Genomic DNA, 18944 nt, shown 5'->3' with positions numbered 1-18944 from the left:
TCGCCGGGGCGGGCGTCGGTTTGGCGCACTTATTTACAACCAGATTGAAAATAAAGGCGGCGCATGGCAGTGACAAGGGTCACTCGTAAACTGAGCACATGGTGATGACGGAGGGGACGGCGCGGCGCCGGGGTCTGTCCGCCGCCGAGCTGGCCGTCACGCGGCACCTGCTCGTTCACGGCCCGGCCACCCGCCAGGATCTCGGCCATCGGCTCCAGCTGTCGTACGCGTCGACGTCGCGCCTGGCCCGCGCGCTGGTCGACGGCGGCGTGGCCTCCGAGGCGCTCGAGCCCGAGCCCGCGGTCGGCCGTCCGCGCCAGGTGCTGACCGCGGTGCCCGGCGCCCGGCACGTGGTCGGGTGCAAGCTCACCGCCGACACCGCGTACGGCGTGGTCTGCGACATGTTCGGCGAGGTCAAGGCCTCGGCCCGGTCGGCGCTGCCGAAGCCCGGTCACGACGGCGCGGTGCCGGTCGCGGCCACCGTCAAGGTCATCGCCCAGCTGACCGGCAAGCTCGCCCGCCGGGTGCCGACGCTGGACGGCATCGGGGTGGCCATCGGCGGGGTCGTCGCCGACCGGTCGGTCGTGCAGGAGGGCACCTTCCTCGGCTGGCGCGACGTCGACCTCGCGACGCCGGTCGAGCAGCGCACCGGCCTGCCGGTCATCGTCACCAACGACGTCACCGCCCTCGCCCGCGAGCAGCTGTGGTTCGGCGCCGGCCGCACGCACGCCACGTTCGGCGTCGTCACCGTCGGGGCCGGGCTGGGCTTCGCCGTCGTCCGGGAGGGCGTGGCCACCGAGCGGCTGGTCGACAACGGGCACCTGCTGGCCCACTCGCCGATCGACTCGAGCGGGCCGCGATGCCGGCTGGGCCACGCCGGCTGCGCCGCGGCGTACCTCAACCGCGAGGACGCGCAGGACCGCGCGGCCGGCACCGTCGCCCGCCCGGTGACGTTCGCCGGCCTGGCCGAGGCCGCCCGGGCCGGCGACGAGGTGTCCGGCCGGCAGCTGGACGAGGCCGCCGGCGCCCTCGGACACCTGGTCGCCACCTTCGCCGGCGCGCTGCAGACCACCTGCATCGTGCTGGCCGGCGAGGACGTCGCCGCGCTCACCACCTCCCCGGCCATGACCGAGACGATCGCCGAGCGGCTGCGCCCGGGCCCGCGCGAGGTCCAGCGATGCGACCTGGAGATCGTCACCACCCCGCTGACCTTCGCCGACTGGGCCCGCGGCGCCGCCGTGGCCGGCATCCAGCATGTCCTCGGCGGCGCCTGAGCCCGCCCGTCGCCCGGGCCCGGCAGCACCTTCGAGGGCCGGCCGCCGCCCGGGCCCTGCGGTGCGGAAACGGCGGCTACACTGCCCCGCCATGAACGCTTCATCGGCATCCGTGAGCCCGTTCGACCAGGCCCTGGCCCTGCTGCGGGACGGCCGGGCGGCCGACGCCGAGGCCGTGATGAAGCGCGCGGTGCGACGGGTCGCCGACGAGCACGGCGAGGGCAGCGCCGCCTGGGCGGCCGCGCAGTCCGACATGGGCAACATGCTGCTGCGGGCCCAGCAGCCGGCGTGGGCGGCCGAGTGCTTCCGGGCGGCGGTCTCGGTGCCGCCCGGCGACGACCCGCAGCGGTGGCTCGGCTATCAGCTCAACCTGGGCATCGCGCTCACCCTCAGCGGCCGGCTCGAGGAGGGCGCCGAAGCGCTGCGGGAGTCGCGCGACGGGCGGCGTGCGCACTACGGCGGCGACCATCTCGCGTACGCGGCCGGGCTCGAACCCCTGGCCGACGTGCTGCTGCGGCTCGGCGACCGGGATGGCGCGCTCGAGGCGATCGACGAGGCGGTGCCGATCTTCCAGCGCGCCGGGCACGAGCGGGCCGCGTCGGCGGTCGCGCTGCGCGGCGTGATCCTGCAGGCCGGCGGCCACACCGGACCGCTCTTCCCGGCGCTGGAGGAACTGCCCGCCGAGCTGGTCGAGCGGGTCGCCGCGATCGCCGCCGTCCGGGTGCGGCAGGGCCTGGAGCCGGAGGCGGCGTACATGCTCCTCGCCCACCTCGCCAACGCGCTGCGGGCCCGCCTCGGCCCGGATCACCGGGCCACGGTCGAGGCGTTCGCCGCCCTGTCGGCCCAGGCCGGCGAGCACGGCGATCACGTCGGCCGGATCGCGGCGCTGCGGCGGGTCCTCGCCGCCTACGACCGGCAGGAGCGGGCGGAGGAGGCGTTGCCGGCCGCGACCGCCCTCGCCGCGGCGCTGAGCGAGGCCGGGGAGACCGAGACCAGTCTGCGGGCGTACGAGGACGCCGCCGCCCGCGCCCGGCGGATCGGCCGCGCCGACCTGGTCAGCCAGGCGCTGTTCGACTGGGGCCTGGCCCTGCAGGACGCCGGGCAGCCGGAGCCCGCCGCCGAGCGGCTGGGCGAGGCGCTGGCCGCCGCCCGTGACGGCGGCGACCCGGTGCGGCGCGGGCACATCGCGGCCGCACACGGCGTCGGCCTGCTGCACCTGGGCCGGCCGGCCGAGGCCCGCACGGCGCTCGAGGAGAGCATCTCCGTGCTGGATCCCCGCGACGAGGCCGCGCACGCCGCCCGCGGCCACCTGACCGCGATCCTGGACGGCCGGGAGTGCGACTGCGCCGCCCTGCGGGCCGAGGTCGAGCGGGCGTACCGCGACTTCGTGGTCGCGCGGGTGCCGGACGACCTGCTCACCCGCTTCGACGTGCGCATCGTCGGCAACAGCTTCATGGTCGACGTCGAGTTCCGGCGGCAGCCGGCCGACGACGAGGTCGAGCGGCTGAACGAGGTCGTCCGGGCCGGCCACGCCACGTTCAGCCGCCAGGTCGCCGGCTGAAGATCCTCAGTCGTCCGCCGTGGCCCGCCGGCCGACGGCGAGCAGGTGGGCGCTGGTGGCGACCAGGGCCGGCTCGTCGCTGTAGACGCGGGCCAGCTGCAGGGCGGCGTCGAAGACGGCCTCGGCCGACGGGCCGTGGGCGGCCGCCTCGGCCGCGGGCCACGCCGGGCCCTCGATGCCGTGGACCGTCACCTCCCGCAGGCCGGCCTCGCGGCATTCGGCGAGCAGCTCGGGCACCCGATGGAAGTAGGCGTGGGTGAAGCCGATCCCGGCGTCGTTGACACCGTCGGCGATCAGCCGCCGCGACTCGGCCAGCATCCGCTCGTCGAACCGGGCGGTGGCGGCGAAGTCGATCGGCCCGGCGAACCGGGAGATCGCCGCGACCGCGACCGGGCCACCCGGGCCGGTGACCCGGATCGCCTCCCGGATCGCGCGCACCCGGTCGGCCCGGTCCAGCAGGTGTGGTCGGCCGGTCCATTCCGGAATGGTGCGCGACGCCCACCCGGCAGGGCCAGCGAAATACGACATCGCGGCTTCCATGGGCGTGCCCGCGGTGACAGCGTGGGCCCATGGAGGAGTTTCGTCTGTTCATCGGCGGCAAGTCGGTCGACTCGGTGACCGGCCGGGTCTTCGAGTCGAACAATCCCTACACCGGCGAGCCGTGGGCGCGGGTCGCCGACGGCAGCGCGGAGGACGTCGACGCGGCCGTCGCGGCGGCCCGGGCGGCGTTCGACGGGCCGTGGGGCGCGATGACCGGCTTCCAGCGGGCGGCGGTCATGCGTACGTGTGCCGAGGCTCTTGATGCGAACGCGGACCGGCTGGCCCGGCTTGAAGTGAGCGACTCCGGCAAGCTCCTGCGGGAGATGAGCGGGCAGATGGCGGGGCTGTCGGCGTGGTTCACCTACTTCGCGGGGCTCGCCGACAAGCTCGAGGGCGCGACCGTTCCGCTCGCGAACCCGAACTACTTCGCCTATACCCGCAAGGAACCGATCGGCGTGATCGGGTGCATCACGCCGTGGAACAGCCCGCTGCTGCTGTTCACCTGGAAGCTGGCACCGCTGCTGGCGGCGGGCAACACGTGCGTGGTCAAGCCGTCGGAGCACTCGCCGTGCTCGACGGTGGCCTTCGCCGAGATCCTGACCGCGGCCGGGCTGCCGCCGGGCGTCGTCAACGTGGTCACCGGCTGGGACCGGTCGACCGGCGAGGCGCTGGCCGGTCATCGCGGCATCGACAAGGTGGCGTTCACCGGGTCCACGGCCACCGGCATCGCGGTCGGCCGGGCCGCGATGGGCAACGTCAACCGGGCCGGCCTCGAGCTCGGCGGCAAGTCGTGCCAGCTGGTGTTCCCGGACGCGGACCTGGACGCGGCCGCGAACGGCGTGGTGGCCGGCGTCTTCGCGGCGACCGGGCAGACGTGCATGGCCGGCTCCCGGCTGGTGGTCCACGAGTCGGTGGCCGAGGAGCTGATCGGGAAGATCGTGGCCCGCGCCGACGCGATCAAGCTGGGCGACCCGATGGACCCGGACACCGAGATGGGCCCGGTGGCCAACCTTCCGCAGTACGAGAAGGTGCTCGGCTACCTGCGGACGGCGCGCGAGGAGGGCGGCACGTTCGCCGCGGGCGGGACGGCGGACACCGGCCTCGGCGGCTACTTCGTCCGCCCGACCGTCATCACCGGCGTCACGCCCGAGTCGACGGTGGTGCGCCAGGAGATCTTCGGGCCGGTCCTGAGCGTCTACCCGTTCAAGGGCGCGGAGGACGAGGGCGTCCGGCTCGCCAACGACACCGACTACGGCCTGGCCGGCGCGGTCTGGACCAGGGACGTGCACCGCGCGCACCGGGTGGCCGCCAAGATCAGGGCCGGCACGGTGTGGGTGAACGCGTACCGGGTGGTGTCGCCGAGCATGCCGTTCGGCGGGTACGGCCGGTCGGGCATAGGCCGCGAGAACGGGATCGCGGCGGTCGAGGAGTACCTGGAGACCAAGTCGGTTTACGTCGAGCTCACCGGCGAGCTGCGCGACCCGTTCAAGCTGGGCTGACCGGCCATCGCGCGACGGCCGCGGTCACCTCGGCCGCCCGGTCCTGGCGGTCGCGCGCCCGGTAGCGGTCCGGCCAGTAGGCGACCTTGGCCGCCAGGTACTCCGTGAACACCCGGCCCAGGGCCCGCAGCTCGGCCTCCTCGTCCGGCTCGAGCCGGAGCAGGATCGACACATCCACCATCGGCAGGTGACAGTTCACATCCAGATAGTGTTGCTCACCGTCCCCCAGCAGAAACCACCCACCGGCGACGTGATCCTCGACCTCCACCGCCTCAGCCTAGGACCATGCCCCCGGCAGGTTCCCTTGCGGCATGCCCCTGCGTCGTCCGCGCAACACTTGCCATTGCCGCCGCGTGCTCGCGACGATCGAGGCATGCCGCAGACTTCAGCGTTCACGTGGCCTGGCTTGATCCTGGTTGTACTCGGCTCCTCGTTCCTCGGCAACCTGCTTACAAAAGTCTTCGACCGCTCCAGTGCTCGGTCGGCAGAAATACGAGCCTCGTACGCCGACGCAATTAAGGCGCTCAACAACTGGGGTCAGTACCCTACTCGCATCCGGCGACGCACGGACGACGAGCCAGAGACACTGAGAAAGCTCGAGGAGCTTGGCGCACAGGGCAACTCCGCGCTGGCTTACTCGGTGGGCTGGGTCAGCGGGGAGAACCCAGCCGTCGGTCAAATCTTCAACGAGCTGACGGTCATGCTGAGGGCAGAGGTGGCTCGGCATGCGCGGCTCGCGTGGGCCACTGTACCGGCCAATTCGGCCGACCTGATGAACCTTGCCGGGCCGATCAAGCCGGGCGATAGGCATTTTGGCCCTGACGACCCGTGGGCAGGTATCATCCCGGCCGAGTGGATGGTCATTCAGTTGTTCTCTCAGGTAATACGTTATCGCTTTGGCTGGAGGCGCCTACTTCCGTCTTGGTATCTCCGGCGACGTTTTCAGCGCATGAAAATCATCGCCGCAGCACGAGAGGCATTCGAAGTCAAGTCCATACGTCGCCTCTATGTTCCGGACGATGGTCACCTCACTGATCAGACTGAAATGCCGGGGTGACCTCTTCGGTGCTTCCAGAAGCAAGATTGTCGCTTCTCCGGTAAGCGTCGCCGACGCGATCGTTGCCGACATTTTCTGAAGCTACGCGACCTCTCGTCGCTCCGGCGAGAACGTCAAAGCCCGGCGCTCACGGGGTTCGCGGAGAGAACGGCTGAGCTCAAAAGCCCGCCGCGCAGCGTCGTGCGCCTCGGCCGCGCGCGTCAATCGCCGCCGGTGGGTGGTTTTCCCGCGGGGCGGCTGGCCAGCCGGTAGAGCGTGGCGCCGAGCGCGACGAAGTACAGGCCGGACAGTGCCACGGCGACCGCGTTCGGCCCGGTGACGGGCGACGACGGTGGCCCGGCGACCGCGCCCGGCGTGGTCGGGTGGGTTGTCGGTGGGTGCGGGGTGGTCCGGCTCGGCCGGGGTCGGTGCGGTGCCGGGTGACTGGTGGGCAGCGCCGACGGCGAGGGCGACGCGGACGCCGAGGGCGAGGGTGACCCGGACGCCGACGCCGGCGGTGGGGGCGGTGGTCCCGGCGCGGGACCCGGCGGCGGTGGGACGATCACGTGCACCGTCGCCTGGGCCACGTTGCCGTCGGCGTCCACCACCTCGTAGGTGAAGTCGTCGGTGCCGCTGAAGCCGGGATCCGGCACGTACGTGACCGTACCGTCCGGGTTCATGACCGCCGCGCCGTGCCGCGGCCGGCCGATCCCGGTGAGGGTGACCGGGCGTCCGTCCTGCCCGGTGGCCGGCAGTCCGATCCGGACCGACTGGCGGTCCAGCACGGTGGTCTGCTTGTCCGGCACCGACGGGGGCACGCCGACGAGGATCGAGATCGCCGCGCCGGTCTGGTGCCCGGCGTCGTCGACGGCCGTGTAGCCGAGCGTCGCCGTTCCGGCGAACCCGGCCGGCGGCGTGTAGGTCACCGAGCTCGCGGTGAACGTGGCCGTGCCCCGGTCCGGTGCGCCGGCCGCGGTGACGGCCAGCGTCCCGGCCGGATCGAGGTCGTTGGTGAGCACGTCCACGGTGATCGGATGCTGGTAGGGCGTCTGGCGGTCGTCGGGCACCGCCACCGGCACACCGTTCGACACGGTGATGGTGACGTTCCCGGTCGCCGTGCCGCCGTTGCCGTCGCTGATCCGGTACGTGTACGCGTCGGGCCCGACGTAGCCGGGCGCCGGGGTGTACCTGATGCCGCCCGCCGCGAGGACGGCCGTGCCGTTCGTGGGTGGGCCGGCCGAGACGAGGGTCACCGTCTGCCCCGGGTTGGGGTCGCTGTCGTTGGCCAGCACGTCGACCAGCACGGACCGATCGGAGAGCAGTGCGGCGGTGTCCGGTCGCGCGACCGGCGCCGCGTTCGCGACCCGCACCGTGACCCGCGCGGAAGCCGTGTTGCCCACGTTGTCGGCGACGGTGTAGCCGAAGGTGTCGGTGCCGAAGAAGCCGGGATCCGGCCGGTACTCCACGGTCTGGTCCGGGTTGATCCGGGTCGCGCCGTGCGACGGCGTGTCCGCCGCGGTGACCTGCAGCGCCTGCGATTCGGGGTCGGTGTCGTTGGCGGTGACCGCGATGTCGACGGCGGTGTCGGCCGGCACCGGCACGGCGTCGTCGACGGCGGCCGGCGCGCCGTTGATCAGGAGCGTGACGTGCGCGGTTGCGGTCGCTCCCCGATCGTCGGTGATCACGTAGTCGAAGCCGTCCGTGCCGGCCGTGCCGGGATTCGCCCGGTAGGTGAGCACTCCGCCGGTCAGCGTCAGCGTGCCCTTCGCCGGTGTGGTGGCCGAGGCGACGGCGATGGCCTGCCCGGCGTTGGGGTCGCTGTCGTTGGCCAGCACCGCCAGGTTGTCCGGCATGGCCGGCCGGACGGCGAACGTGTCGTCGGCCGCGGTCGGCGGTGCGTTGCGCACGACGATCGTGACGGTGGCCGAGTCGGCGAGCCCGCCCGGGTCCTTGATCGAGTATCCGAACGCGTCGGTGCCCGAGAAGCCGGGGGCGGGCACGTACGTCACCGTGCCGTCCCCGTTCGCGGTGGCCGTGCCGTGCGCGGCCGCGTCCACCGCGGTCAGCGTCACCGGCTCGCCGTTCGCGTCGTCGTCGTTGGCCAGCACCGGCACCACCACGGCCACGTTCGTGTCGGTGCTCACCGAATCGGGCCGGGCGGCCGGGGCGACGTTCACCACGGTGACGGTCACGGTCGCGCCCACCAGCGTGTGGCTGCCGTCGTCGAGCGTGTAGTGGAAGGTGTCCACGCCGAAGAAGTGCGCCGCCGGGGTGTAGGTCACCCGCCCGCCGGGACCCACCGTCGCGCCGCCGTGGCCGGGCGCGACGTCGATCGCGACGGTCAGTGGGTCGCCGTTCGGATCGGGGTCGTCGTTGGCCAGGATGTCGATCGCCACGGGCGCACCCCCGATGCCGGTGACCGAGTCGCCGCGCGCGACCGCGAGCCCGTTGGCGACGGTCACCGTCACGGTGGCGGTGTCCGTTCCGCCGTTGCCGTCGTCGACCGTGTACGCGAAGGAGTCCGTTCCGGAGAAGGCGACGTCGGGCAGATAGGTGATCCTGCCGGTCGGATCGCGGGTGACCACGCCGTGCGCCGGAGCGGTCGCGCCGGAGACGTGCAGGGGGTCGTTGTTCGGGTCGGTGGCCGCGGCGAGCACGTTCAGGGTGAGCGCCGTGTGGTAGCCGGTGGTGGTCACGAACGCCTGGGCGACCGGCGGCGCGTCCGCGACGACGACCGTCACCTGTGCGGTGTCCGTGCCGCCGCGGCCGTCGATGATCGTGTAGGGGAACGTCGCGGCACCGGAGAAGCCGGGCGGCGCGGAGTACGTGATCACCCCGGCGGACAGCGACGTGGTGCCGGTGCCCGGCGCCGGTTGACCGGCGGCCGTGATGGTCCGGGGGTCGTTGTTCGGGTCGGTGTCGTTGGCGGTCGCCGGCAGCGCCACCCCGGCCCGTGCCGCGGCGTACGTGACCGGGAACAGGTCGTCGGCCGCCGTGGGCGCGGCGTTCTCCACGTCGACGGTCACCACCGCCGTCGCGGTGTCGCCGCTGGGGTCGCTCACCGTGTAGGTGAACGTCGTCGTGCCGGCGAACACCGGATCCGGGGTGAACGTGACGTCCGTGGCCGTGAAGGTCACCGTGCCTTCGGTGGCCGGCGGCTGGGTGACCCCGTCGACGGTCAGCGGGTCGCCGTTGGGGTCCACGTCGTTCCGCAACACGTCGACGGTGACCGGGGTGTTCGTCGGCGTGTTCACCATGTCGTCGGTCCCGACCGGCGGGGCGTTGACCGTCGTCACCGTGACGGTGGCGGTGCCCGAGCCGCCGTGCGGGTCGTCCACCCGGTAGCTGAACGTGTCGGTGCCCGACCACCCCGCGGCCGGCGTGTAGGTGATGCTCTGGTCGCTGTGTGCCACGGCCACGCCGTGCGACGGCGGCCCGGACACCGAGTACACCAGGGCGGACATCGGATCGTCCGGGTCGCTGTCGTTGGCGTTCACGGTGATCGGGACGGGCGTGCCGAACGACGTGACCGCGGCGTCGTCCACGGCGTCGGGCGGGCTGTTGACCGTGAGCGCGGCGGTGACGGTGTCGTTGGCGCTGTTCGCGTCCGCGCCCGTGCCCCCGGCCCGCAGGCTGGCGACCGGGCTCGCCGCCGCGGACCCGTTCACCGTCGCCGGCACCGTGGCACGTGCGGAGCTGCCGGCGACCACGGGCCCGAGGGCGCAGGTGACCACCTGCCCGGCGGCCGAGCAGCCGGCCGGCATCGTCCCGGGCGTGACGCCCGCGGGCAGGGTGAGGGTGGCGGTGGCGGCCGGTTCCATGTCGCCGGTGGTGTTGGTGACCGTCGCCGTGTAGGCCACCGCGGCCGGGGTGGCGGCACGCTGCACGAAGGCGGGCGTGACGCCGAGCGCCGCGGCGAGGTCGTTGTGCGGCTGCAACACGGTGCTGGCGGAGGTCGCGCCCGTGGCGGCGACGCTCACCCCGCTGGTGCGCCCGGAGTAGGCGACGTTCACCAGGTTGCTGATCGCGTACCCGGGCGGGGCGCCGGGCTGGACGGTGACCCGGAACGTGACCGAGGTGGTGCCGGCGACCGGGATGGTGCCCAGCGTCCACCCGGCCGCGCCGGCCGCATAGGAGCCGGCGTCGTCGCCGGTCGCGTCGGTGACCGGCGAGCCCGCGACGGTGAGCGACCCGGGCACGTACGTGGTGTAGCTCGGGATGGCATCACTGAGCGCGACGCCGTCGGCGGTGTCGTTGCCCTCGTTGCGCACCGCGATGCGGTACTCGAGCACGTCACCGGGCACCAGGTCGCCGCCGTTCAGGTCGATGACCGACGGCGTGGTGGTGATGTTGGGCGAGTACAGGTCGATGGTGAAGGTGATGACGCCCGGGTAGTACTGGTCGCCGGTGGTGGTCAGCGTCAGCGTGGCCGAGGTGGCGGCGTTGGCGAACATCCCGGTCGCGTCCACCTGGTCGACGTCGAAGCCGAGCGTGTTGTCGTACCCGGGGTTGCGGCCGCCCACCGGTGTGCCGGAGTCGCTGACCGTGCTGTCGAAGAAGTTGTTCGCCGGGTTCTCCGCGTCGGACAGCGACCGGCCGTCCACCTTGAGGCTGTCGCCGGTGGTGCCGCGGTCACCCTCGTACGCCACCGCGCCGATCTTCGCGTGCACGGTGCCGGTGTGCGGGGTCTCGAAGCCGGTGACCGTGATGTCGGTGTTGCCGCTGGAGACCTGGCCGAAGCCGTCGTACACGCGCAGCGCGCGCATGTCCTGGGCGGCGTTGTGGTACGCGACCACCAGCGACCATCCCGCATACGAGCCGGCCGCGATCGACGCCTGGATGTTCGCCACCCCGTACACGCCGTTGCCGACGCCGGCCACCCGGGCGGTGACGTCGGCGAACCCTTGGTAGATGGTGCCGTTCGGGAACAGCGTGGATGCGGTGATCGGCTGGTACGAGCCGCCGCCGTCCGTGCTGAACAGGACCTGGTTGCGCAGCGGCGAGGCGGAGTCCGCGCCCCAGTAGAGGCCGGCGAACAGCACCGTGCTGCCGGGCGGCATGTCGAGGGTCGCCATGCTGTCGTTGAAGGTGAGCGGGTTGTTGTCGACGTCGGTGTACGCCATCGCGTAGCTGTTGTTGTTCGCGCTCCCCCCGGTGGCGGTGCCGTTGCGGGCCTGCGTGCAGGTGGGCTGCCCGGTCAGCAGGCAGGTCAGGTTCGAGTTGCCGCGCAGGATGATCGAACCGTTCGTGTTCGCGTCGAAGCGGCCCCGGAAGGGCGTCGTGATGGCGGCCCCGGCACGGCCGCCGGGCGGTATCGTCACCGCCAAGAGGACCGCGAACGCGATCATCAGGGCCGTGGCTGCCCGGCGTAACCCCACGCCACCGAGGCTAGGCGAAGATTGTTCGCCTTTGTCGGGGAATGCGCGGAATGGTCATCGACGCGGGCGGCGGGGGTTGCTACCGAGCCGCAACCGTCCAACGCCCTTCTTACATCCGTGCGGCGTCACCCTCGCCGTATGGTCTCATGCAAGCACAGGGCGATCACCGTCGCGGCTGCTGTCGCCGTGACCGTCGGTGTTGCGGGTACAACTTCCGCCAGCGCCGCGGTCACCGGGCCGGACACCACGATCTACGCCTGCCGGAACAGCGCCGGAGAGGTGAAGCTCCGGAGCTCCAGCGCACAGCAGTGCGCCAAGAACTGGACGCCGATCAGCTGGAATGCCAAGGGCGTCGCCGGCCCGGCCGGGCCGCAAGGTGTCGCCGGGCCGCAAGGCGTCGCGGGGCCGCAAGGCGTCGCCGGGCCGCGCGGCGCCACCGGCCCGCAAGGGGCCACCGGCATGCAAGGCGCCACCGGCATGCAAGGCCCCGCCGGAACCGCGGGCGCCACCGGGCCACAGGGCCCCGCCGGAACCCCCGGCGCCACCGGGCCACAGGGCGCCACCGGGCCGGAAGGCCCCGCCGGAGCCCAGGGCGCGACCGGCCCGCAGGGGAGCGACGGCGCCGCCGGCGCGGCCGGCCCCGCCGGCGCACCGGGCCCGCAGGGTGCCGCCGGCCCGCAGGGGAAGACCGGCCCGGCCGGCCCCGCCGGCCCGCAGGGCCCGAAGGGCGCCACCGGCTCGCCGGGTCCTCAGGGAGTCCCGGGCCCGGCCGGCACACCCGGAAGCGCGATCTCGACCATCCGGTTCGGATACCTCACCTGTTCTCCCCAGACGTGCGAGGACGCCCTGGACCTGTCGGCCACCACGGCCGGCCTTTCCGAGACCAGCGTCCGGTCGGGCAACACCACCTACTTCTGCGTCGAGGGCGTCCCCCAGAGCGCGACGTCCTTCCTGGTGCAGTACGAGGTCAGCGACTCAGCGGCGGCGGAATGGTCGACGGCGCCGACGAACTCCCAGCCGTCGGTGGGCCAGAGCGCGTTCAGCCGGCTCCGGCCGGCGACGGCGTACCTCAACTCGGTGGGCTGCCCGGCCGACACGGCGTTGGTGATTCGCGCGACGACCGGATCCCTCTCCCATCCGGCCGCCTGGACGGTGTGGTTCCAGTAGGCCACCGGGTGCGGCTCAGCCCAGCACCACCCCGTCGGTGTTCGACGGGGCCGGGTCGGGCAGGCGGCGCATCCGGATCGAGTTCAGCAGCCCGAGCAGGGCGGCCAGCAACGGGATCAGCAGGGCGATCTGGAGGGAGATGGGCCGGGCCTCGGTGTTGATCCGGATGATCTCCGCGCGTACCTCCGGAGTCTGGTCGGCCAGTAGCTCGTCGAGGTGGGTGTTGGTCATGACCTCGGCGTTCTCGTTGAGCACCTGGGCGACCTGACTCTGCTGGGCGGGTGAGAGCACCGTGCTCGCGTCGGACTTGGCCGTGAACGAGGCGGAGAGGGTCGCCAGCATGACGGCGCCGGCGAAGGCCAGACCGAAGGAGAGGCCGAACGAGCCGCCGGCGGAGTTGACGGCGGCGGCCTCGCTCACCCGTTCCTCCGAGATGGGCGAGAGCGTGTAGTCGTTGAGCTGCGAGACCAGCATGCCGAGGCCGGAGCCGGCGATCGCCAGCGGGAGCAGGAGCGCCCAGCCGAACTCGGCCCGGGGCACGATCGGGATCAGTACCGCGACGCCCACGGCGACCAGCAGGAAGCCGGCGGTCACGATGGTCGCCGGGCGCCGGCGCCCGGCGCGCTTGCCGGCCAGCAGGGCGACCGCGAACATGCTCAGCGACAGCGGGGCGAGCGACAGGCCGGCCAGCATGGCGCTGTACTCCAGCACCATCTGCAGGTAGATCGGCAATGCGATCATCAGGCCGCCGAGGGCGATCTGCTGCAGCAGCTGCTGGGAGATGCCGACCCGGAACATCGCCGACGAGAACAGCGCCGGATCGAGCAGATGCGGCTTGCCGGCGCGCTTGCGCCGCACCAGCCAGTAGGCCAGGCCGGCCATGGCCGCCACGCCGAGCAGGATGAGCGCGAGAACCGATTCGCCGCCCTCCTGCCAGACCAGGATGCCGAGCACGATGCCGCCCATGCCGACGACGGAGAGCAGCGAGCCGACGAAGTCGATCTCCCGCGGCCCGGTGTAGGGCACGTTGCGCACGAGGCCGATGCCGGAGAGCACGCCGACGATGATGACCACCTCGAGCGCGAAGCCCACCCGCCACGACAGGTACGTGGTGATGAAGCCGCCGAGCAGCGGGCCGACCGCGGCTGCGATCGCCGCCGCCGCGCCGACCAGGGCGTAGACCCTCCGCTGGGCCGGGCCCTGGAAGTTGCCGTGGATGAGCGACTGCATGGCCGGCAGCAGCAGCGACGCGCCGATGCCACCGATCAGGGCCCAGAAGATGATGACCACCACCAGGCTCTGGGCGAGGGTCATGGCCAGCGCGCCGACGGCGTAGCCGAGCAGGCCCAGCACGTACGCCCGCTTGCGCCCGATGAGATCCCCGACCTTGCCGCCGATCAGGATGAACGCCGCGGACACCAGCGCCTCGAGGGCGATCGCGGACTGCACGCCGCTGGTGGTCGTGTCCAGATCGCGCACCACCGCCGAGATCGAGACGTTCATCAGCGAGGTGTCCACGACCAGCACGAACATCGCCATGGACAGGAGGATCGCCAGCCGCATCTGCTTGCCGGCCAGGGCGTTGCTGCTCTGCTGCTCTGCCATCTGAGGTCCCGGGGTCGGTCGTTTCGCCCCAGCATCGATGCGACCATGCAGGAGGACCTCATCCCGGGAAGATGACGCGTCGGAGAGCGGGCGGGCGATGCGGGTACAGGTGACGAGCAGGGCATCGCTGACCTTTGCGGACGGATCGCCCGTCCGCGCGGCGTCGGCGATCGCCGCCTTCGCGGGCGGGTGGTTGATCGCGCAGGACGACGCGACGCACGCGGCGTGGTGGCGGGGCGATTCGATCACGCCGGTACGCGTCATCGAGCCCATCGAGGGGCTGGAGACCTTCAGTGCGGCCGCCGGGACGAAGCACCTCAAGCCGGACTTCGAGGCGGCCTGCGTGATGCCGGGCGGGGCCGTGCTCCTGCTCGGATCCGGTTCCTCCCCGGCCCGTACCCGGATGTCGCTGGTGACCACGGCCGGCTTCTCGGTGGCCGACCTGCGGCCGCTCTACGAGGAGGTGGCGGCCGCGTTCGGCATCCCGTTCGGACGGCTCAACCTGGAGGGCGCGTGCCTGATCGGCGACCGGCTGCGCTGGTTCCAGCGCGGCAACGCGGCGGCCGGCACCTCGACCGCGTGCGTGGACGTCGACGCCGCGGCTCTGTTGGCCGCGATGACCGACGGGCCCGTCCCGCGCGGCGCCGTCCCGGTCGGCGAGGTCCGGCGCTACGACCTGGGCCGGGTCGAGGGCGTCACCCTGGCCGTCACCGACGCGCTGGCCCTGCCGGACGGCCGGGTGCTGGTCAGCGCCGCGGCCGAGGACACACCGAACGCCTTCGACGACGGCCCGGTGGTGGGCGCCGCGCTCGCCCTGCTCGACGACGACGGCGTGGTCGCGACCGCCGGCCTGGGGCTGACCAAGGTCGAGGGCATTGCCGTCCGCACGGTCACCGACGACGGGCTCGAGCTGGTCGCGGTGGTCGACGCCGACGATCCGGACGTCCCGTCCGAGCACCTGGCGCTGCGCCTGTGGTGGTGAAGTTTCGCTGGCAGTGAACGCCGGAAGAGGGGGCACGCCGCCGCGGTTGAGTCGGCCGTACTCAACTTCTCGGAGGTACCCCGATGGCAGGCAAGCGACTTCCTGTGTTGTTCCTCGACGACGTGGTCCTCCTTCCGGGCATGGTCGTGCCCATCGAGTTGGACGAGGCGGCCCAGGCCGCCGTCGACGCGGCCCGCACCTCGGCCGGCTCGGAGCTGCTGATCGCTCCCCGGCTCGAGGACCGCTACGCGTCCTACGGCGTGATGGCGACCGTCGAGCGGGTCGGCAAGTTCCGCGGTGGCTCCCCCGCCGCCGTCCTGCGCACCGGCGTGCGCGCCCGCATCGGCAGCGGCGTGACCGGGCCCGGCGCCGCCCTGTGGGTCGAGGCCGAGCCGGTAGCGACCGGCCCCGCCGCCGGCGAGCACGTCCGCGAGCTGGCCGCCGAATACAAGCAGCTGGTGGTCTCGGTGCTGCAGCGCCGCGAGGCGTGGCAGGTCATCGACTCGGTCAGCGCGATCGACGACCCCGGCGACCTGGCCGACACCGCGGGCTGGGCCGCGTACCTGTCCAACGACCGCAAGCGCGAGCTGCTGGAGACGCCCGACGTCGAGGCCCGGCTGCGCCTGCTGATCGAGTGGACCCGCGACTTCCTGGCCGAGTCCGAGGTCAGCGACACGATCGAGAAGGACGTACGCGAGTCGGTCGAGAAGCGCAACCGCGAGTACCTGCTGCGCGAGCAGCTCAAGGCGATCCGCAAGGAGCTCGGCGAGGGCGAGGCCGACGGCACCGACGACTACCGCACCCGGGTCGAGGCCGCCGACCTGCCGGAGGCGGTCCGCGAGGCCGCGCTGCGCGAGGTCGACAAGCTCGAGCGGGCCGGCGACCAGAACCCGGAGGCGGGCTGGATCCGGACCTGGCTCGACACGGTGCTGGACCTGCCCTGGAACGTCCGCACGACCGACCACACCGACCTCGGCGCCGCCCGGGCGGTGCTCGACGCCGATCACCACGGCCTGGACGAGGTCAAGGAGCGCATCGTCGAGTACCTCGGCGTCCGCGCCCGCCGCGAGTCGCGCGGCCTGACGGTGGTCGGCGGACGCGGATCCGGCGCGGTCATCCTGCTGGCCGGCCCGCCCGGGGTCGGCAAGACCTCGCTCGGCGAGTCGGTCGCGCGCACCCTCGGGCGCAAGTTCGTCCGGGTCGCCCTCGGCGGCGTGCGGGACGAGGCGGAGATCCGCGGGCACCGCCGCACGTACGTCGGAGCCCTGCCCGGGCGCATCGTGCGGGCGATCCGCGAGGCCGGCTCGATGAACCCGGTCGTGCTGCTGGACGAGGTCGACAAGGTCGGCAGCGACTACCGGGGCGACCCGGCGGCGGCGCTGCTCGAGGTGCTAGACCCGGCGCAGAACCACACGTTCCGCGACCACTACCTCGACCTCGACCTCGACCTGTCGGACGTGCTGTTCATCGCGACCGCGAACGTGCTCGACACGATCCCGCAGGCGTTGTTCGACCGGATGGAGCTGATCTCGATCGACGGCTACACCGAGAACGACAAGGTCGCCATCGCCCGGGACTTCCTGGTGCCCCGGCAGCTTTCCCGGGCGGCGCTGGCGGACGGCGAGGTGACGGTCACCGAGGACGCGCTGCGCGAGATCGCCGCCAACTACACCCGCGAGGCCGGCGTCCGGTCGTTCGAGCGGCTGCTGGCCAAGGCGTTCCGCAAGGTCGCCCTGGGCGAGCTGCCGGCCACGATCGAGGCCGCCGACCTCAAGAAGCTGATCGGCCGTCCCCGCTTCACGCCGGAGTCGTCCGAGCGCACCGCCGTCCCGGGCGTGGCCACCGGCCTGGCCGTGACCGGCGTGGGCGGCGATGTCCTCTACATCGAGGCGTCGCTGCTGCCCGGCGACAAGGGCGGGCTGTCGGTCACCGGCCAGCTCGGCGACGTGATGAAGGAGTCGGCGCAGATCGCGCTGTCGTACGTGCGGGCGCACGCCGAGGAGCTCGGCATCTCGCCCGAGCAGCTCGACCACCCGATCCACCTGCACGTGCCGGCCGGCGCGGTGCCCAAGGACGGTCCGTCGGCGGGCGTCACGATGACGACCGCGCTGGTCTCGCTGCTGCTCGGCCGGGACGTGCGGGCCGAGGTCGGGATGACCGGCGAGGTGTCGCTGACCGGGCGGGTGCTGCCGATCGGTGGGGTCAAGCAGAAGCTGCTGGCCGCCCAGCGGGCCGGGCTGACCGAGGTGTACCTGCCCAAGCGCAACGAGCCGGACCTCGACGACGTGCCGGCCGACGTGCTGGAGGCGCTGACCGTCCACATCGTCTCCGACGTCCGGGAGATCCTCGCCACCGCGCTCGAGCCGGTCTCGGCCGGCCTCGTCGCGGCCTGAAACGAACACTCGATATTGCACGTTTGCGCTGGTGAGGACGGTGCGCGATAGTACGCGGCATGTCGGTTGCGCGCCGCATCACATCGATCGCCACCATCGCGGCCGTCCTCGTCGGCCTGTCCGGTCCCGGCGCCGGGGCGCACCCGGGCCGGGCCCTGTACGTGTCGCCGCGCGGCTCCGACGCCGCACCCGGCACGGCCCGGCACCCGCTGCGCACACCGCAGGTGGCGCTCGATCGTCTCGGGCCCGCCGGCGGCACCGTCCGACTGGCCGCCGGCCGGTACGCCGGTCAGCGGATCGTCATCGCCGGCCGCACCCACGTCACCGTGCTGGGCGCGGCCGGCGCCGTGCTCGACGGCGCCGGTCTGCGGCCGCCCGACGGGCAGAGCGGCATGGTCGAGATCCGGGACAGCTCGGATGTCACCGTCTCCGGCCTGACCGTGACCGGCTATCGCACGACATCGACGGCCAAGGTGCCGATCGGCATCTTCGTGACCGGCTCCGGCCGCTCGATCCGGCTGGCCGGCAACCACGTCCACCACCTCGGCAACGACAACGGCACGCTGGGCAGCTTCGACATGAACGCGCACGGCATCGCCGTCTACGGCACCAGCGCGGCCCGGTCGCTCTCGGACGTGACCATCACCGGCAACGAGCTCGACCATCTCGTGCTCGGCGCCAGCGAGACCCTCGTGCTCAACGGCAACGTGGACGGCTGGGCGGTCACCGGCAACGTCATCCACGACAACAACAACATCGGCATCGACGCGATCGGGTTCGAGGACACCATCACCGGGCCGGCCCGGTTCACCGACGTCAACCGGGCGCGGCACGGGCTGATCGCGCACAACCGGGTCACCCGCATCGTCAGCGAGGGCAACCCGGCGTACTGGGACGATGGGTCCTGGTGCAACTGCGCCGACGGCATCTACGTGGACGGTGGCGGCTCGATCGTCATCGCGGACAACCGGGTGGACGCCTCCGACATCGGCATCGAGGTCGCCTCGGAGTGGAAGCAGGGCCGCACGAACGCCGTGACGATCGCCGGCAACACGGTCACCGGCAGCCGCTACACGGGCCTCGCCCTCGGCGGCTACGACCGGGACCGAGGCGAGGCGTACGACATCACCGTCACCGGCAATCTCCTGCGCGGCAACAACACGCTGCGCGACGGCTCGCCGGAGATGCTGCTGCAGTACTACGTCCACGACACCACGATCACCGGCAACACCGTCGCCTCGGCGAACCCGGACGAGGCGGTGCTGCTCCACCGGGTCGCGCCGGCCGGGGGCGCGGCCAAGAACGCCCGCCTCGTGCTCGACCACAACGCGTACGCGGGCCGGGTGCCCGCCGGTCATGAGCTCTACTACTGGAACGGCGTCGGGCATCGCGGCCTGGCCGCCTACCGCGCGGCCGGCGGCCAGGACCGCGGGAGCACCTACCACGCGAAGTGAGCGCCGGGTGACCTGCATATCGGCAAGGTCGATGCCCGGTCGGACGAGCCCTGGC

12 protein-coding genes are annotated in these 18944 nt (G+C 72.6%); 8 read left to right on the top strand and 4 right to left on the bottom strand.

What is annotated here, in order from left to right; genetic code table 11:
* Window positions 1-98: 98 nt before the first annotated feature.
* Entirely contained in the window at window positions 99-1274 is a 1176-nt protein-coding gene (locus ACQP2F_RS12510) for an ROK family transcriptional regulator (protein ID WP_433303619.1), read from the top strand.
* A gap of 91 nt (window positions 1275-1365) precedes the next feature.
* Window positions 1366-2835, top strand: coding sequence for a tetratricopeptide repeat protein (locus ACQP2F_RS12505; RefSeq protein ID WP_433303617.1), 1470 nt, complete (start codon window positions 1366-1368; stop codon window positions 2833-2835).
* A gap of 6 nt (window positions 2836-2841) precedes the next feature.
* Here ACQP2F_RS12505 and ACQP2F_RS12500 read toward each other — a convergent pair whose 3' ends face one another.
* The gene (locus ACQP2F_RS12500) at window positions 2842-3363 is read right to left on the bottom strand and encodes a hypothetical protein (RefSeq protein ID WP_433303615.1); all 522 of its coding nucleotides are present in this window, start codon (window positions 3361-3363) and stop codon (window positions 2842-2844) included.
* A gap of 41 nt (window positions 3364-3404) precedes the next feature.
* Here ACQP2F_RS12500 and ACQP2F_RS12495 point away from each other — a divergent pair, with 41 nt between their 5' ends.
* Window positions 3405-4874 (top strand): aldehyde dehydrogenase, encoded by a 1470-nt coding sequence (locus ACQP2F_RS12495; RefSeq protein ID WP_433303613.1) that lies wholly within the window; start codon window positions 3405-3407, stop codon window positions 4872-4874.
* Here the strand turns inward: ACQP2F_RS12495 and ACQP2F_RS12490 are convergent.
* Window positions 4861-5142: a hypothetical protein gene (locus tag ACQP2F_RS12490; RefSeq protein ID WP_433303612.1), complete on the bottom strand. Its 282-nt coding sequence runs from the start codon at window positions 5140-5142 to the stop codon at window positions 4861-4863. The genes ACQP2F_RS12495 and ACQP2F_RS12490 overlap by 14 nt on opposite strands.
* A 105-nt stretch (window positions 5143-5247) precedes the next feature.
* Here ACQP2F_RS12490 and ACQP2F_RS12485 point away from each other — a divergent pair, with 105 nt between their 5' ends.
* Window positions 5248-5931 carry a hypothetical protein gene (locus ACQP2F_RS12485; RefSeq protein WP_433303611.1) on the top strand — a complete coding sequence of 228 codons (684 nt, stop codon included), beginning with the start codon at window positions 5248-5250 and terminating at the stop codon, window positions 5929-5931.
* 200 nt (window positions 5932-6131) lie between these two features.
* Here ACQP2F_RS12485 and ACQP2F_RS12480 read toward each other — a convergent pair whose 3' ends face one another.
* Window positions 6132-11288: an Ig-like domain-containing protein gene (locus ACQP2F_RS12480; RefSeq protein WP_433303609.1), complete on the bottom strand. Its 5157-nt coding sequence runs from the start codon at window positions 11286-11288 to the stop codon at window positions 6132-6134.
* 186 nt (window positions 11289-11474) lie between these two features.
* Between ACQP2F_RS12480 and ACQP2F_RS12475 the strand changes: the two genes are divergently transcribed.
* Window positions 11475-12455 carry a hypothetical protein gene (locus ACQP2F_RS12475; protein WP_433303608.1) on the top strand — a complete coding sequence of 327 codons (981 nt, stop codon included), beginning with the start codon at window positions 11475-11477 and terminating at the stop codon, window positions 12453-12455.
* 15 nt (window positions 12456-12470) lie between these two features.
* On the opposite strand, the gene ACQP2F_RS12470 is transcribed toward ACQP2F_RS12475, so the two are convergent.
* On the bottom strand, window positions 12471-14060 hold the full coding sequence (locus ACQP2F_RS12470) for an MFS transporter (RefSeq protein ID WP_433303606.1): 1590 nt from the start codon (window positions 14058-14060) through the stop codon (window positions 12471-12473).
* 109 nt (window positions 14061-14169) lie between these two features.
* On the opposite strand from ACQP2F_RS12470, the gene ACQP2F_RS12465 reads away from it, so the two are divergent.
* The 3 genes from ACQP2F_RS12465 to ACQP2F_RS12455 all read left to right on the top strand — a co-directional run bounded on the left by ACQP2F_RS12465 (window position 14170) and on the right by ACQP2F_RS12455 (window position 18889).
* Window positions 14170-15042, top strand: coding sequence for a DUF6910 family protein (locus tag ACQP2F_RS12465; RefSeq protein ID WP_433303604.1), 873 nt, complete (start codon window positions 14170-14172; stop codon window positions 15040-15042).
* An 83-nt stretch (window positions 15043-15125) separates the two neighbouring features.
* Complete coding sequence (gene lon, locus ACQP2F_RS12460; protein WP_433303602.1) at window positions 15126-17435, top strand: endopeptidase La; 2310 nt, start codon at window positions 15126-15128, stop codon at window positions 17433-17435.
* A 59-nt stretch (window positions 17436-17494) separates the two neighbouring features.
* Window positions 17495-18889, top strand: coding sequence for a hypothetical protein (locus ACQP2F_RS12455; RefSeq protein WP_433303600.1), 1395 nt, complete (start codon window positions 17495-17497; stop codon window positions 18887-18889).
* Window positions 18890-18944 lie beyond the last annotated feature (55 nt).

The sequence above is a fragment of the Actinoplanes sp. CA-030573 genome (assembly GCF_050951115.1).
Classification (GTDB): domain Bacteria; phylum Actinomycetota; class Actinomycetes; order Mycobacteriales; family Micromonosporaceae; genus Actinoplanes.
This window is presented reverse-complemented; position numbering and strand designations above follow the sequence as displayed.